Source organism: Microcoleus sp. M2_D5, from assembly GCF_036701935.1.
Classification (GTDB): Bacteria; Cyanobacteriota; Cyanobacteriia; order Cyanobacteriales; family Microcoleaceae; genus Microcoleus.
The window spans coordinates 18,873-34,016 of the sequence record NZ_JAUBRP010000069.1 but is presented as its reverse complement, the minus strand read 5'-3'; the positions used below and the strand labels follow the sequence as shown (position 1 = coordinate 34,016).

General features: G+C 46.6%; 13 protein-coding genes, 1 tRNA gene and 1 pseudogene. 7 read left to right on the top strand and 8 right to left on the bottom strand.

Annotated features, from left to right (window positions below; all coding sequences use genetic code 11):
* Window positions 1-54: 54 nt before the first annotated feature.
* The 3 genes from QUA50_RS23345 to QUA50_RS23335 all read right to left on the bottom strand — a co-directional run bounded on the left by QUA50_RS23345 (window position 55) and on the right by QUA50_RS23335 (window position 3,759).
* Entirely contained in the window at window positions 55-711 is a 657-nt protein-coding gene (locus QUA50_RS23345; RefSeq protein WP_333267420.1) for a hypothetical protein, read from the bottom strand.
* Between the two features lie 228 nt (window positions 712-939).
* The gene (locus QUA50_RS23340) at window positions 940-1,890 is read right to left on the bottom strand and encodes a PIN domain-containing protein (protein ID WP_333267418.1); all 951 of its coding nucleotides are present in this window, start codon (window positions 1,888-1,890) and stop codon (window positions 940-942) included.
* A 240-nt stretch (window positions 1,891-2,130) separates the two neighbouring features.
* Window positions 2,131-3,759, bottom strand: a complete 1,629-nt coding sequence (locus tag QUA50_RS23335; protein ID WP_333267416.1) for a site-2 protease family protein — start codon at window positions 3,757-3,759, stop codon at window positions 2,131-2,133.
* A 122-nt stretch (window positions 3,760-3,881) separates the two neighbouring features.
* On the opposite strand from QUA50_RS23335, the gene QUA50_RS23330 reads away from it, so the two are divergent.
* Window positions 3,882-4,154 carry a hypothetical protein gene (locus QUA50_RS23330; RefSeq protein WP_333267415.1) on the top strand — a complete coding sequence of 91 codons (273 nt, stop codon included), beginning with the start codon at window positions 3,882-3,884 and terminating at the stop codon, window positions 4,152-4,154.
* 160 nt (window positions 4,155-4,314) lie between these two features.
* Here QUA50_RS23330 and QUA50_RS23325 read toward each other — a convergent pair.
* A tRNA-Arg gene (locus tag QUA50_RS23325) sits at window positions 4,315-4,388 on the bottom strand.
* A 1,076-nt stretch (window positions 4,389-5,464) separates the two neighbouring features.
* Between QUA50_RS23325 and QUA50_RS23320 the strand changes: the two genes are divergently transcribed.
* From QUA50_RS23320 to QUA50_RS23310, 3 genes are all read left to right on the top strand, one after another.
* The gene (locus tag QUA50_RS23320) at window positions 5,465-6,139 is read left to right on the top strand and encodes an Npun_F0813 family protein (protein ID WP_333267413.1); all 675 of its coding nucleotides are present in this window, start codon (window positions 5,465-5,467) and stop codon (window positions 6,137-6,139) included.
* Window positions 6,140-6,698: 559 nt separating this feature from the next.
* Entirely contained in the window at window positions 6,699-7,763 is a 1,065-nt protein-coding gene (locus tag QUA50_RS23315) for a hypothetical protein (RefSeq protein ID WP_333267411.1), read from the top strand.
* Between the two features lie 154 nt (window positions 7,764-7,917).
* The gene (locus QUA50_RS23310) at window positions 7,918-8,910 is read left to right on the top strand and encodes a hypothetical protein (RefSeq protein ID WP_333267409.1); all 993 of its coding nucleotides are present in this window, start codon (window positions 7,918-7,920) and stop codon (window positions 8,908-8,910) included.
* Between the two features lie 14 nt (window positions 8,911-8,924).
* Here QUA50_RS23310 and QUA50_RS23305 read toward each other — a convergent pair whose 3' ends face one another.
* Both QUA50_RS23305 and QUA50_RS23300 read right to left on the bottom strand, forming a co-directional pair.
* Entirely contained in the window at window positions 8,925-9,200 is a 276-nt protein-coding gene (locus tag QUA50_RS23305; RefSeq protein WP_333267407.1) for a LapA family protein, read from the bottom strand.
* A gap of 369 nt (window positions 9,201-9,569) precedes the next feature.
* The gene (locus tag QUA50_RS23300; RefSeq protein ID WP_333267405.1) at window positions 9,570-11,003 is read right to left on the bottom strand and encodes a phosphoglucomutase/phosphomannomutase family protein; all 1,434 of its coding nucleotides are present in this window, start codon (window positions 11,001-11,003) and stop codon (window positions 9,570-9,572) included.
* Window positions 11,004-11,936: 933 nt separating this feature from the next.
* Between QUA50_RS23300 and QUA50_RS23295 the strand changes: the two genes are divergently transcribed.
* The gene (locus QUA50_RS23295; RefSeq protein WP_333267403.1) at window positions 11,937-13,061 is read left to right on the top strand and encodes a hypothetical protein; all 1,125 of its coding nucleotides are present in this window, start codon (window positions 11,937-11,939) and stop codon (window positions 13,059-13,061) included.
* Between the two features lie 41 nt (window positions 13,062-13,102).
* Here the strand turns inward: QUA50_RS23295 and QUA50_RS23290 are convergent, their stop codons facing one another.
* Complete coding sequence (locus tag QUA50_RS23290; protein ID WP_333267402.1) at window positions 13,103-13,495, bottom strand: DUF423 domain-containing protein; 393 nt, start codon at window positions 13,493-13,495, stop codon at window positions 13,103-13,105.
* Window positions 13,496-13,651: 156 nt separating this feature from the next.
* Window positions 13,652-13,789, bottom strand: coding sequence for a hypothetical protein (locus tag QUA50_RS23285; protein ID WP_333267401.1), 138 nt, complete (start codon window positions 13,787-13,789; stop codon window positions 13,652-13,654).
* A 448-nt stretch (window positions 13,790-14,237) separates the two neighbouring features.
* On the opposite strand from QUA50_RS23285, the pseudogene QUA50_RS23280 reads away from it, so the two are divergent.
* Together QUA50_RS23280 and QUA50_RS23275 are read left to right on the top strand one after the other, a co-directional pair.
* A pseudogene (locus QUA50_RS23280) lies at window positions 14,238-14,471 on the top strand (IS110 family transposase); the annotation flags it as partial.
* The gene (locus QUA50_RS23275) at window positions 14,451-14,999 is read left to right on the top strand and encodes a transposase (protein WP_333267422.1); all 549 of its coding nucleotides are present in this window, start codon (window positions 14,451-14,453) and stop codon (window positions 14,997-14,999) included. The pseudogene QUA50_RS23280 and the gene QUA50_RS23275, both read left to right, overlap by 21 nt.
* The last annotated feature ends 145 nt before the right edge of the window (window positions 15,000-15,144 follow it).

The window sequence follows — 15,144 nt, the reverse complement described above, 5'->3', positions numbered from 1 at the left end:
AAAAGGACGGGCCCGACGCCCATCCCACTTTCAAGAGTGGAAGTTATTTAATTCTCATTCCTTAGCAGCCTTGATATCCTGCCACCAAACATTGACATAGGGCCACATCAATCTCTCGTCTCCTCCAGAATCTAGTTTCACAGTCACCTCATAACGGTCAATATGCGTGAGCTCGCCAGTTTTACCATTCAAATAAAATTGTTTGGGATTGTCGGTGATAATTTCTACCCTTTGATTCAACAGCGGCAGCATCTGGGTAGAAGAACCCTGAAACGGATTTTTGCCTTTGAGCGCATAGCCACCAATCAAAGAGAAGTACATTAAAGCTAGGAAAAATACTGTACATAAACCCACAATTACCAGTGTTTTTTGTTGTGAAAAACTGGTATAAACGCTCACAGCTCCTACGATCATAGTTCCCAAAAACAACAAATTTGGCAGGTACAGCCCATCTTCCAAAAACACGCTACCAAAAAACATCAAGACTACCTGAAAACCAAATAATGCCGCCACCCAACTCCAGCCAGTTAGCAATGATGCAGATAGTAGCCAATTCATTGCTAGAGTAAGGGCGATCGCCATTGCTATAGCCCCAAGCGGTGCTGCATAATCGTATTGTTTGAAGGGAAGAAGAACAAAAAATACTACAGCATACGCAAAACCGGCAACAGCCAGTGCTAATCCACTAATTATTTGGTTCCCGTTCAGCATGGCGAGGAATTTTTAGAACACTAAAGTGGAGCGTTCATCTTCTGTTGTGATAGTAGCCGTTGAAAATTCCCAGGGGACTAAGGCAAGAAATTCTAAACGTAGCGTGCGCCACGATCGGCTTACCGTTATATTTAGGGGAGAGAACCGATTTGTTAATCAAGCGTGCTATCCCAGTTTCCCAAGGTGCAAATCAGCCACATCAGAAGGTATAATTTTCAGAAAACCAGATTATTTAGGGTCGATCGACTTAACAAATTGTTGCACAGGCTGCGGTAGAGCCGGCACAAAAGTCTTTCTAAAACCCCTAACATCGAACACTCGCCACAAAATACCTATCGCTACCGTCAAGAAAAATAAGGCTCCCAAAAAATTGAACACACTAGACAGAAAACCGCTGTCCCTTTTTTTCGGAGGTGTAATATGTTTCATGCGATATACAGCCGGCTCGTAATCTCTCGCCTCCTCGCGATTGCGCCGCGGCGTTTTGGGCCCAGAACTGGCACTGCGCTTCTGAGTCAAACCCGTTTTATGAGTTTTAGTAAAACTGGTGGACGACTTCAATTCAGAAGCGCCCCGCGTCCCCGTTAACTGGCTAGCAGAAGCCCCCGTTTGGCCAACAGCAGCATCCTGAATTCTGCTGTTAGGGCGCTGAGTCGATTTGCGTTCCGCGAGGGTACGCATCAAACTTTGCAATTGCTGAGTCGCCCCCGACGGGCGTTCCCCTTTCCTCGCCCAATTTAACAGCATCGCCCCGGTAATCCCGCAGAGATTCGTAGCGCCGACAGAAGCCAGCCGCTTCAGCAGAGGCTGGCTGTTGGACACAAAAATCACCAATGCGTCCGGGTGTTCCTGAGCCAAACCGTAAACGCACTGAGCCGTCGCAACTACCAGCATTGCTGGCTTGCTTTGATTTTTAATCGAAGGTTCGAGAGCTCGGTGTGTTTCCTGAGCGTCAGTTGCAATCCAGCCGCTGTCGGCAAAAAATCGCATAAACTCTCTCGCTACTTGCTCTTGAGCTTTTTCCACCGCTTGCCCTGTCAGACGATCTATTTCGTCGTACACTACTTCTGGGATATAGCAAGTTCCCACCTTCGCATATTCTTGCCAAACTTGGGTTCGGCCAGTCATTAAAACATCTGCATCAAAAGTTACCAATACAGGAGGAAGTTGATTAGCCATGACTTTATCCTATAGGCTCAGATAAGTTATTTAAACTTAATCGATCGAGTTTAAACAAATTTTGGGTTGTAAAAAAATCAACTTTTGGTAGTAGATAAATTGCCCTGGGCGGGGGTCTCAAGTGGAAATTAGTAGTTAGGAACCCGATCGCCCTTCAGTTCCGAGTTCGATCGCTCAATTCCTATATTCCACTAATTTACCGCAACCCAAGAGCCTATTACCAAAGATGCCCCACTACTGCTAGTTGCCAATTCCCAGACGGCCAGCCAAAGCCGGAGTCAACGGCAACAGCGCAGCAATCATCAAGAACAAAGCTAGCAAACCCAAAGCCGCGCGAGCGTCGTCAGGCTCAGTCAGCTCGTTGAGGCTCGGTCGCTCCAGATTCCGCTGTAAAATCAGAATCACGATCGCCCAATACAGAGCCAAAGGATTAACTAAAGAAACGATGGCCAGCACCACAAAAGTCGCCAAAGTAGTGCGACTGGCTATTTTCCGACCGTAGATGGCTTGCACGATTCTACCCCCGTCCAACTGTCCCGCCGGCATCAAATTAATCGCCGTTATTACCAAGCCCAACCAACCGATAACTACCAGCGGGTGAACGTCAACAATCTGCTGCTGCAACGCCGAACCCAAAACCACTTTTGCCAAAGTTCCCACCAAAACCGAGCCCTTGAAAAATTCTGCGGGAATTTGAAACAAACTGCCGGGGTGAGACAGCAGCAAACCCGTTACCAGCATTAGCACAGAAACTATTCCCCCAGCCGCCGATCCGGCAAAAGCAATATCAAACAAAACTTTACGGTTGGGCAGCAGCGACTCAAAACGGTCGAGCGCTCCAAAACAACCTATCTGCAAAGTTGGTATAAAAAACGGCCAACTCAAGCCAACCTTGTACCGATTTGCCAGCACTCGGCGAGCAATTTCCCCAGAGCCTAAAACCGCCCAAATTCCGGCTGCAATTGGCAAAACTTCTAGATATCTAGCCGGCGAATTAAAGAAATCGAAACCTAGCAGCAAACCGCCTGTCTCTAAGCTAGTAGCAATTGTTGCCAGCAGGAGCACGACTGCTAGGATTTTTTGAGACACGGTTGTGGGCTGCGGGTCGTTGGTGCTGGGCAAGATAATAACTACTGGCTTGTCGTCCTGATTTTCTACTAAAAATAGACGGTAGCGATCGTTTAATCTTTCTTCCAAACTTGCCGTCAAACGTGAGTGTACTTGTTCTGGGTCTCCTCGGAGATTGCCTTTCAAGATTACCCCATCTTGATAGGGAATCGTTTCTGTGGCAAAGAAAGTATCAATTCCAAAGATGCCTTTAATTGCCTTGAGGTCTTCCACCGGAACGGGAATTATTTCTGATTCATTATTCGCAGGCGACGAGGTGACGATCTTAATCGTTTCTGGGCCTGGTGGTCGCTGCGACTCAGGTGCCGAGAAAGCATCGCTTTGGGACTTTACCTCAGCAGCATCCGGCCGTGGCAGCACTGTATCAGATGCAGCCTTACGCAATTGCCGGCCCAGATAAATGTATAATCCCGTGGATGCCACTAGCAGCAACAATACCGCAACTAGATTTAGGTAAATTCCGGCGGCGAACAAACCAAAGAACAGCAGCCAGGGACTCATCAGCGCAACAGACTGCAACCAAGCCAAAATTCCCAGTTTGCCAAAAGGTCTGGCGCGATAAAATCCCCAACCCAGAATTCCCATAGCAACCAATACGAGCGCAATTGTTGCCGTATTTTCCGATGCAACTATAGGCATTCCGGTTGCTTGCGCCAGTAGGGGCTTTAATCGGTCGATCGCGCTGCGGTCGAGTAATAGCATTAAATTTTGGGGAACATGAAATAGAGTTGTTGGGAACATATCCAAACCTGTCGGAAACTAGCCTGATTACTAAGGATAACCTCTGAGGGCTACTCGGCCCACAACCTGCTGGTGCTGTTTGAATATCGCAGGATCTAGGCTATTGACACAATAGACTTTTTATGATACCACATCGGCTGTGGCAAGCATATACTCACAAGGGTAGCAGTGTCGATCGGTCAGAAGCAGGAAGATTCGCCCAGTGTGGCAGGTGGGGCTTTTTTAAGGATTTGTTTCGGATGCCAGACGCCGAAAATAAAAACTCAGCTCCGACCGTCGCAGAATTCCCAGAGCCGGCCGACTTGCTTAACAAGTTGAAAGCGCAGCGCAAAAAGTCGAGGGCCGACTTGGCAGACGTGGAGACGTTCTTGGAAATATTGGGCTCGGAGAGTTGACCCGTGTCTGCTGAAAGGATGCCGCGATACCACCTGACCCAGATAGGCAGTGTTTCGCATTTGTTGTGCGAAACAAAATGCGAAACAAATAAGGTTTGAGCCACTCTCTCCCTTTCGGTAAAGAACGGCTCAAACCCTTGATGCTATTAGGTTTAGTTAACGGGTACGGCAGGACTTGAACCTGCGGCTCGCTGCTTAGAAGGCAGCTACTCTATCCAACTGAGTTACGCACCCAACTCAAAAATAGCTAACAAGATTATTGTATCGGTGCAGTGTGCGATCGAGCAAGTAAATTATTTAATACTCCTGAGTGATGAATCAGGGGGATTCTTGAAGAAGACCACAAAGGGACTTTCCAAGGCGTTATCAATGCACCTCTACCCACTCAGCATGGACGAATCCAAGCTTTGCGTATACTTTTGGCTTTTTTCGGCTTTCGGAGTCCATCACTTATGCCAGATAGGTACGATCCACATTTTGATATTTTTTGTCAGTTAAATAGGCTTCCTGCTCAAATGCAGTAGTGGCTTACTGTGCCGGAATCTCACCGAAACTAAAATGTTTCAACGCGTAGATGGTTATTCTTAATCGCTGCACTTATCATATCATTGCGACTCCAATGGCGATCGTTCCACGGCGACGGTCTTCGCAGCCGCTTTCCTGCCCATGTCGGTAGCCCGGGGCTTCTCGCACGTTTTTTGGTGAACTCGGGTAAAGTATTTAGAGGTCGAGTTGAAACCCCAATATTTCCTCAATCGGATATCTCTCCCCATTAAGACGGAGTTATGACAGCACAAGAGATAGTCCCCTGCCTGATTTGAGGTATTAGTTGAGCCAGAATGACTAATTTGCTGATATTGAGTTATGTTGGCTAACATTCTGCTCGACTTGATATTTGATAAAAATGTGGTAGAACTAGGATTGAAAGACTCAGGTGAAAATCCCTGATGGTACGGAGCCTCTATATAAGCTTCCTCTACGGCATCAAAGCAAAACAGTCAATCGCCTGCTCGGCACGAGCGCGAAAATCAAGCGTTGCCAGTACAGCAGTCCTAAATTGTGCGCGGGGGATTTTCCTTCGTGCATTGATTTATACGACAAGGCTGAGAGACAATCTCAGCTTAGATATTTGTTAGCACTTGTTAGCAAAAAAGTATCGCAACGCTTGAGAAGAGAACCATCTCTGGGTGATCGGGAGCAATCCTGCTAATTTAAGTGGACTCGCTGAATCAAGAATCCCCTCGCCTTTAGGCATGGGGAGTGTCAAAAGCACAGCACCTCGGCCATGACAGGAGTCAAATCGCAGTGTCATGTTTATTCTGAAACGGCAGGATGTTGAAATAACCAATTTTCAACACCCAAAACGGGATCAACAAATTCCCATTCTCAATTATCAGGGGCAGACTTTTCGCCTGATCAGCGCCTTCAACGGCAAACAAGCAGAAGACGCCAGAGCCTTGTGGCGGGACTTAACCGACAACCGAGGCAAAGCCTGTGTTCTGCTAGAAGAGCCGGATAGATATAGCGTCTGGGGAAAAGTCCGTTTAGATCAGCTTGCCGGTGAAGAACTGGCAGGGAATGAAGCAGCCAAAGCACCACTGTTCGCGCAGGCTTGTCTGCTGCTCCTCCAAGCTGTTTACTTCGATGTAGAAGACCTCTTAGGCGCAAGGCAAGCCACATCGTTTCAGAAAGATATCGCCAAGGTATTTCAGCAGGGAAACTTCCCCCAGGCAGACTCCCCTGATGCGATAAAAAACTGGCTAACGGTTAGTCCTTTGCAAAATCACAAGGTGCCTCCTTGGCAAGAGCAGCATCTCAAAACCTTATTGCAAGAACTTCACCGTTTGGGTAAATCATATTTTGGCAATACGGACTTCGCTGAGGGAGTTAGCGATGTGCTGCAAGATATGCCAGCACCGGATCGGACTCAGTTTCTAGATTGGCTGAAACAATCAGCCCTCAACAAGTTGTGGATCGCAGGATAGAAAATCTGTGACAATTGCTCAGACAATTGTGTCCAGATAATTGAGCTTAGATAATTGCACTGTAGGGGGTACGGGATGTACAGGTTGGATGGTCAACTTGTATTGACCAACCAAATTGTTGATTCGGTTTGGATGCCACCTATGGTCTGGCAATTTAACTAAGTTTCTATCCCAGTCCCCACCCACAATCATTGATATAAGTGGGGAAGTGTGAAAGCAAAAAAACAGATACCTCAACATTTGAGGGTAGAATTTCCGAGATAGATTGGGTACTGTAAAAGCCTTAAGGGTGGAGACATATACCGTATATCTGTCATTATATTTCCGGGTACACGATCGACTAACGACTAATTCCTTCAATTAGTAAATAGATATTATTCTTGTTTAGTCTTTCTAGAGTGTACGAGGGCAAAAGCCCCGACGACACACTGAGGACGCCAGTTATCCCGGAAGCGTCAGATCGAGGTTTTTTAAGGTTTTTTGGCGAAAGAATCCTCATTTCCAATCAAAGATTGAGATGGGGTGCGTTCAACCGCTAGTTAGGTCTCGTGGAATCCCTATGAGTAGCACTTCAGAAAAGTCATCTACATCTTCATCTTTACTGTCAGCTCAAACCCTAGTGATTGTGGGTATTGTCTGGGCTGTCATGGCGCTGCTGTTCTTTTTGCTGTTCAGCGTCCCCCTCTCAGCAGAAGAGGGTCTACCTCTGTGGTACTCGATCGGCACTTATATTTTTGAATGCGGGGCATACCTGGGAGCTGCATTAGTTTGTTTTAGAAACTGGCAAAGCCCGCACATGGTCAGCGGGCGCAACGTCTGGCTGGGCATTGGTCTGGGGATGCTGTTCTATTTTATCGGCGGTGTGCTATTTGGAATTTGGGAACTGTATTTCGAGGCCGACCCGGACGTGTCCCCCGCAGATGCCTTTTATCTGGGCAGCTATGTGGTACTGATTGGGGGCATGGTGATCGCTGTGACTTCCAAACGGCTGAATCTAGAAATTTGGCAGTGGGCTTTGTTAGCGGGAATTGCAGCCTTCGGGATTGCTGTAGCTGTCTGGGTTGCTGCACCTGAGTCTTGGAGGCTACAGCTAGGAATGTCTCCTGCAGCCACCCAGGAAGTAGTGACAGGCTCTGCGCCAGCGCCAGCAGCAAAAGGGCCTGGTTTAGAAAATTCGTCCAACTCAATGGTAAAAGGAACAGCCGCGACTGCTGCTAAATCCGCACCCGAAGAAGAAGAAGAAGAAGCAGCAGAACAAAGTAAAACTCCCGCATGGGTAATAGCACTTGACAAGCAACTGTCGCCTTACGCCTATGCAATCAATTTGTTTTACATCGTTGGAGACGTTTTTCTGCTGATTATTGCTACTGCATTGCTTCTGGCGTTTTGGGGAGGACGTTTTTCCCAATCTTGGAGAATGATTGCGGCTGCAACTTTTTCGCTTTACATCGCAGATATGTACTTTAAATGGCGGGATACTCAGGCTGAGGGTAGTTATCAAAGCGGAAGTTTGCTGGAAGTCTTTTTTGTTTTCAGCGCCATCCTGTTCGGAATTGGAGCTATCTTGGAACATGACATCTCAACCCGTTCTCGCCAGAGCAGGCGCAGTCGTCGCGCAGCCTAGCGATTTGAGATTGGGGTTGCTTTGGCAAGCGATGGGGACGCGAAAGCTTTTTTGCCATTGTCAGCATCTCTGAGCTTGAAATCGAAAAGGAAAAATCACAGTTCGCTGACTGCTCGCCTGCGTCTTTTCACGTCTTTTTGCTGGAAAACTTGGCATGACGCCTACAAAACTCTCCGATTCAGACAAACGCGAACTCATCAGGCTGTACCGACAGTCCAACGAGAATACTATCACTCTGGCAAAGCGCTACGGAGTGAGCAGTTCGACTGTGAGGCGCATCATTCAGGGGGCTTTGTCGGAGCCGGAATACGAATTTCTAGTGCAGCAAAAACAAAAGCGTTTGTCCGATCGTACAAGTGTTCCTGAACCGACAGAGGCGACTACTGAGTCGTCGGCAGATGGCGAAATCGATCCTGTAGCTGTTCCCCTGTCGGAGTCAGCCCCCCTCCAGCAGTCAGCCTCAAATTCGAGACCGACGATCAGAAAGCGTTCTGAATCAGTCCCTGAACCAGTTGCAGAACTTGAAGTTCGAGGGAATGTAGAGTCGGATTTGGATGTTTCTGATGTTGTGCCAGATGCCCCAGCAGCCAATCTTGCCGATCGAAGCCACCGCGCTGTTGTGACTGGTGAACTAAAGGCAATGCTGCCAGCAGAAGGGCTGCTGGCCGGTGAAGATTTTAGCGATTTCGAGGAAGATGATGAGGAGGAGGATGAGGAGGATGAAGACGATTTAGATGACGACTTCGACGAAGATTTAGATGATGAAGACTCTCTGTTTGAAGGCAGTTTCCTCGGTTCACTATCGTCGGGCGAGTCGCTCGAGCTTCGGGGTACAGGACTGATTCAAGTTTTGCCTTTAAGCGAAGCATCTCTGCCCAAAATTTGTTATTTGGTGGTCGATCGGGCGGCAGAGTTAATCACCAGACCTCTAAAAGCTTTTGGCGAACTGGGTCAAATTCCGGCAGCGGAAATTCGCGAGAAAACCCTGGCAGTGTTTGACAATCACCGAGTGGCCCGCCGATTTGCTACTCGCAATCAAAGGGTTTTCAAGATTCCTGACAGCAGTATGCTGCAAAAAGCAGCACCTTATTTGAGAGCTAAGGGAATTACTCGGTTGCTGATTGACGGTCAGGTATATTCCCTCTAAGGGATCAAATCTATTTAATATTGTACGGTGTCAGATTCTTCGGGATTTGCCGGAAATTTAGGACGCGAGTTTTGGGAATCTGAAAGGTTCCACAGCGGTTGCAGTAGCGCACCTCCGATCAGTCCTGCACTCAGGCTTATTGCCAATACTACTCCTACGGGCAGTTGTATCGATTGAAAAAAGATAAAGTTTAAGGATACTGGGGCGGCATTTTGCACGGAGATAATGCCGATCGCGCTTACTAAAATTGCTACTAAAAAACTAATGGCGAGCAGAGGAATTGTTTTCATAAACCGGTTGACAGGCTAGTAATTTAACTTGTATACTTATCTTATAATCGAAATTTGTGTAAAAATTTTATTTTTGCAACCATCCCATTATTTAATAATATACAATTTTATTTGGATAAAAGTCAAGTAGATTCGGAAAAGATTTAGGAATTTTTTAAATTAATTAAAAATTAAAGAAATATAAATAAATTTACACTTCCCAAGCTTAAACAAATCCAATTGTATTGCAATTATATAACTGGCCCAGCAGTATCGATGATTAATGTTCAGAGGCTTTGCAAGAGTTATCAAAAATACGTAAGGTGCGCTTCGGCGCACCTCACTATCGCAAGCGTTAGGGAAAAAATCCCCGTTGGAATAGGTAGAAAGTTAAACAGGTTCTAACTGGGAAATTACCTTTTCCATGTGTTGGGCAACTTGGCTTTCTTTTTCCACAGAATTGGTTTCCATGTAAACGCGCATCAAGGGTTCGGTTCCCGAAGGCCGTAGCAGTACCCAGCCACCGTCTTCAAGATAAAGTTTAATCCCGTCTTTGCGGCCGATTTCCTTAACGCGGATACCTGCTACTTCTGTGGGGGGATTCTTGGTAAAAGAGTCCAAAACGGCTGCTTTGTGGGCTTCTTCTAGGTGCAAGTCCAAACGTTTGTTGTACAGGGGGCCGTTGGCTTCTTTAATGGCTTCTTCGACTAGCTGAGAAAGCGGTTTGCCTTCATAGGCGATCGCCTCGGCAACTAGCATATCAGCCAAAATCCCGTCTTTTTCGGGAATGTGACCCAAAACGCTCAAACCGCCAGATTCTTCGCCACCGATGAGCACCGCTGTTTCGCGCATTTTTTCGCCGATGTATTTAAAACCGACTGCGGTTTCGTAGATTGTTAAACCGTACTTGGCGGCCAAATTGTCCAGCAGGTGGGTAGTTGCGACTGTACGGACGATCGCCCCAGTCAAGCCTTTATTCTTAACCAAGTGACGCGCCAGCAGCAACAGCACGGTATTTGGAGTCAAAACATTTCCCAACTCGTCAACAATACCAAAACGATCGCTGTCGCCATCGGTAGCTAAACCCAAATCCGCCGAATCCTTCTTAACAGCTTCCACCAACTCAACTAACTGTTCGCCCTTGGGTTCGGGCATTCCGCCCCCAAACAGCACGTCGCGGTAGGTGTGAAAACTTTCGACATCGCAGCCGCAGTGTTCCAAAACGCCGTCGAGATAGCCGCGAGAAGTCGAATAAAGGGCGTCGTACTTCACCTTCAACGAAGCCGAGCGAATCCGCTCCACATCGATCAAAGTATAAAGAAACTTCAGATATTCGGGTTTCGGGTCAAAACTGGAGATTTTATCGTTGTGGCTGCCTTTGGCTGGGGCATCAGAAGCACCAGCAATATTGGCCACAATTGTATCGGTAATTTCCGGGGTAGCCGGGCCCGCGTAGTCGGGGATGTATTTGATGCCGCAGTAAGGTGCGGGATTGTGCGAAGCCGTGAACATCAGGGCTCCTGCTGAGTTGAGATGCTTGGCGCTGTAGGCGATGACTGGTGTGGGGCAATCTCGATCGACCACTTTCACCGTCCATCCCAAATCTGCCAATACTTCCGCCGAGGTGCGGGCGAACTCGTCTGCCAGAAAGCGGGTATCGTAGGAGACTAGAACTGGGCGGTCTTTGGTGTAAGCGGTTTCTAGGTAACTGGCGATCGCCCTGGTGACTTTTCGCACGTTGGCAAAAGTAAAGTCATGGGCAATCAGTCCCCGCCACCCATCGGTTCCGAACTTAATTTCTGTTGAATTGCTGCTAGCGCTCATTTTATCCACTTCCTCTCGTCCTACTAATCCTACCCGAAGCCATAGCCTTAAAGACGTACTGGCCGTGCTGTTTGTGAGGATCGATCGCCCGTGGGGCCCGCATCAGCCTAATCCTATCGTTGTAGGGACAGGCTTGGGCCTCCGATAGAGGACTCGAAGCCGCCGGATTTGGCAAAATGTGGCCGCTACCGGGCGAGTCACTCGCTAATTCTGCTTTTGAAGGGTAGGTGGCCGATCGAATGGACGACGATCAATTGCGGGCGATAGAGGAAGCTAAAAAACCGATCGCAAAAAACCGCCCTGGCAATAGCCTTAACGAAATGCACATAAATCTCATCCTAAGCTGTTGCACATTTAAACTGTGAACTAAAATTTGATAAAGTTATTGTGGAGTGGGCCAGAAAGCCCGCACAAAAAATACGATTTAGATGCAGAACAGCTTAATCTTAAATTTAATTTTTTATTTAGAAAAGCCGATACTTAAATTTGTTAGAATTTCCTAACAATCGCCCGACTCACAATACATTTCTAATTCAGCTATAGAAATAAATTAACAAAAGTCACCCTTAGAGCGTGCTGTAGCTTAGCTTATTTAATAGATTAGGGCGATCGACAAAAGCGCTCCAAAAGAAAGATAAAGTATTTCAAGCAGCAGTTGTTAAGAGGCAGATTTGACTTTAATTATCAGATTTTAAGACAAATTAAATTTATTTCCCGTCCTCTTTATAGGTCAAAAAAATAAATAACTGTCGCGATCACAGGGTGATGGTGATCGAGCGCACAATCAATAATGTTATTAAGGTGCAGTTTATAACAAGATGCAGGCTGTCGAGCCAAATGGCTTATAGCTTTAAGCGTAATGGCTGATGACTGTCAGCGTACAAATGCAGAAAATTGTAGTTAACAACGTTAAAAATTAGGGGAAGATATCGAGTGCGACTTAATAAAAAAACGAGGTTTAGCGTGACGGGTATTTCACCAATATCTTCAAAATCTTTACCAGCAGCCGACCAACTTCAACAGGGCGCAAGTCAGGCGTCTCAATGTATTACCGAACTGGACAATGACCAACTCCCAAAAACTAAATGTGTCAGCGTTTCTTCCTTCGCAGTTAGCTGGGCCAAAAAATATTACAGTACAGTGGCGACAAGAGAGAACCAAGCGCCACGCCAAATTCTCCCAAGCCTAGATTTAACTAATTTTGAGGGAAATAGAAGCCCAATAGTTGACAAATTGACAGATACCCTGAAATTAGCCAGCAAGATAGCTTGGAGTAGAGTAGAAGCTCTTTTAGAGACACAAATAGAGCGCCACGCGATCGATCCAAGTTTAATTAATTCTTTAGAAATGGCGGCCGATTCTCGCACCTTATATCGAAAAGCAATAGACGCTTATGCGGATAGAGAACCTGTTTTCCGCTTGTCAGTGCTGGTGGGAAAAGATATTATCAAAGTGAGGCGAAAATACTCAAAGACAGATCCGTTAGTGCTGGGATTTGTGACAATGGAGTTTCAATACACTAGCAAAATCTTGTTAGGATGTCTTTCGGAATCAGAGAGAGCAGAATTTGCGCCCTACTTAAAAGTTGTAGACGACTATCTGCACATTCCCTACGGAGAAATTAACGAGGCTGCGGCGAATCAGCCCCCGAATTCAAGAGCTCTATTAGCCGTGCAGCATTTGTTGCAGCACACGACTCAGATTGCTAGTGCAGTGTACGATCGAGCTAGTGCCCAGCATCAAGGATACCGCAGCAGCAGCGGGTATTTGAGCGATCGCGAGGTAAAAATTTCTGGTATCCGGGATGTCGAGATTTTTCAAAGCTATTTGTGCTGGTGCGTTTTGGAAGGTAGCATTCGCCCGGTACAGCAAGAATTGTTTCCAATTTGCGTGATGTTGTACCCGAAACTTCATGTAAGTTGGGAGTTAGTGCAGGATATGCTGCTGATTTTGTTTTGGGAAATATGCGAGCGGCTTCCTGCTGAAGATTTAACGGTATTTATACCTTACTTGCGTACTTTGACTGAGATGTTTTCCAGCGATGTCTTTGATAATTAGGTAATTGCTAATTGGTAATTGCTTCAAAATTTACCAGTTGCCTATTTAAAACTAAAAGCTGCGACTGCCAAACATCCCCAACCGACAATAAAAGCAACTCCCCCCAGGGGCGTAATTGCACCCAGCCATTTGATGTCGCTCAAACTCAGGGCGTACAAACTGCCTGAAAAGATGATAGTGCCGGCAATAAAAGCCCATCCAGCCACTGCAAAGAAGGCTTGAGACTCTTGGGCGCGGCTCAAGAGTAAGGCGACGAGTAATAGAGCCAGGGCGTGATACATTTGATATCGGGCGCCGGTCTCAAAAATTGCTAAAGCTCGATCGCTCAATTGATTTTTCAAAGCGTGGGAGGCGAAAGCACCGCCTGCAACGGATAAACCTCCGAATACGGCTGCGGCTGTGAGGAAGATTCGGGTTAAGATTAGTGATGACATATTTTAATGATAATTGAATTTTATTTTATTTAATTTTACGGTTGGGTGGGGATTGTCGATCGGGGTTGTTGATTGGGTGGGGGCGGGTTTATCAAGGTTATCTGTGGGTGGCATAATCGATCGGTTAACCCGCCCCTTGTATCTTAAAAGAGTGAGTCAGGCGATTGCCACGTCATTGATTCGATCGAGCCGACAAGTGGGCGATCGAGCCGACAAGTGGGCGATCGAGCCGACAAGTGGGCGATCGAGCCGACAAGTGGGCGAATCTAAAGAAACAAGGAAAGTTTCGTGCAAATGGTTCTGTAACAGTAGAAAGTGTTGTTCAAGGACATCAGAAATCGGTGAAGTTGGCCCGCCCCTTAGACGGAATAAGTCTGTTGCGTAGATAAGCGGACATTACTGATGACAGGCGCACACAAACACAGGCAGTATCTTAGGCTCTCGGCATCGCCGGGAAAGCCTGCATTGACTCTCGTTAGTATTCAATTGCCTGTCGGTTCTTTCATAAATCGGAGTATATCAGGAGCAAACAATGACATCAACAGTATACGGTATAGACATCAGTAAAAGAGACTTTCATGTCTCATTACTAAAACAAAGTCGTGCAACTAAACCTAGAAACTTTACGAACAATATTCAAGGGTTTGAGAGTTTACATAACTGGCTTCAACAACAAGGTGTAGTCCAACTCCATGCTTGCATGGAAGCTACTAGCAATTAGGTCGAAGCTTTAGCTGAATTTCTCTATGGAGCTGGCTTTCAGGTTAGTATCGTCAATCCAGCTCGTATTAAAGGATTTGCTAAAAGCGAACTCCTACAAACTAAAACTGACTCCGTAGATGCGGCACTGATTGCTCGTTTTTGTGCGACGATGAAACCATCATTATGGAAACCAACTGCACCCGAAGTCAAAGAATTACAAGCCCTGTTGAGACGGCTCGAATCAGTCACAGAAATGGCTACTCAAGAGCAGAACCGCCTAGAAACAGCTACGCCAACTGTTGCTGGTCTTACACTGGCACACTTGGAGTATCTCAAAGAGCAACAGCAACTGATAAAAAAACTGATTAGTGACCATTTTGACCAACATCCACATTTAAAGCAACAACGTGAGCTCTTGACCTCAATTCCTGGAATTGGTGAACAAACAGCATCCGTATTATTAGCTGAAATTCGTGATGTTTCCGACTACAACAATGCCCGTCAATTAGCGGCTTATGCGGGTTTAACACCCTGTGAACGCTGTTCTGGGACTTCGGTTAAAGGCAAGACTCGTTTGTCTTGTACCGGCAATGTCAGACTGCGAAAGGCATTGTATCTGCCTGCGGTAGTGGCGATGCCCCGCAATCCGTTACTCAAGGCGATGAGTGACCGATTATTGGGTCGCGGAAAGGTCAAAATGCAGGTAATTGGTGCTTTGATGCGGAAGTTGGTGCATTTGGCTTTTGGTATTTTAAAGTCCCAAAAGCCTTTTGAGCCCAATTATTTACTCGCTACCCCTTGACAGGTCAAGACAGTATCTACGGAATTACGATGATTCACCGAATCCGAAAAGGTAGGTTTGTATTTATGGGTGGGGGCGGGTTTTAGAGATGGTCTGTTTCAGTCAGAAATTGTCTGTAAAACCCGCCCCTACGGAATTATGCTCG

Coding starts and splice junctions, on each gene's coding strand:
- QUA50_RS23345 (WP_333267420.1), bottom strand. CDS start 711: ATGCTGAACGGGAACCAAATAATTAGTGGATTAGCACTGGCTGTTGCC.
- QUA50_RS23340 (WP_333267418.1), bottom strand. CDS start 1,890: ATGGCTAATCAACTTCCTCCTGTATTGGTAACTTTTGATGCAGATGTT.
- QUA50_RS23335 (WP_333267416.1), bottom strand. CDS start 3,759: ATGTTCCCAACAACTCTATTTCATGTTCCCCAAAATTTAATGCTATTA.
- QUA50_RS23330 (WP_333267415.1), top strand. CDS start 3,882: ATGATACCACATCGGCTGTGGCAAGCATATACTCACAAGGGTAGCAGT.
- QUA50_RS23320 (WP_333267413.1), top strand. CDS start 5,465: ATGTTTATTCTGAAACGGCAGGATGTTGAAATAACCAATTTTCAACAC.
- QUA50_RS23315 (WP_333267411.1), top strand. CDS start 6,699: ATGAGTAGCACTTCAGAAAAGTCATCTACATCTTCATCTTTACTGTCA.
- QUA50_RS23310 (WP_333267409.1), top strand. CDS start 7,918: ATGACGCCTACAAAACTCTCCGATTCAGACAAACGCGAACTCATCAGG.
- QUA50_RS23305 (WP_333267407.1), bottom strand. CDS start 9,200: ATGAAAACAATTCCTCTGCTCGCCATTAGTTTTTTAGTAGCAATTTTA.
- QUA50_RS23300 (WP_333267405.1), bottom strand. CDS start 11,003: ATGAGCGCTAGCAGCAATTCAACAGAAATTAAGTTCGGAACCGATGGG.
- QUA50_RS23290 (WP_333267402.1), bottom strand. CDS start 13,495: ATGTCATCACTAATCTTAACCCGAATCTTCCTCACAGCCGCAGCCGTA.
- QUA50_RS23275 (WP_333267422.1), top strand. CDS start 14,451: ATGGCTACTCAAGAGCAGAACCGCCTAGAAACAGCTACGCCAACTGTT.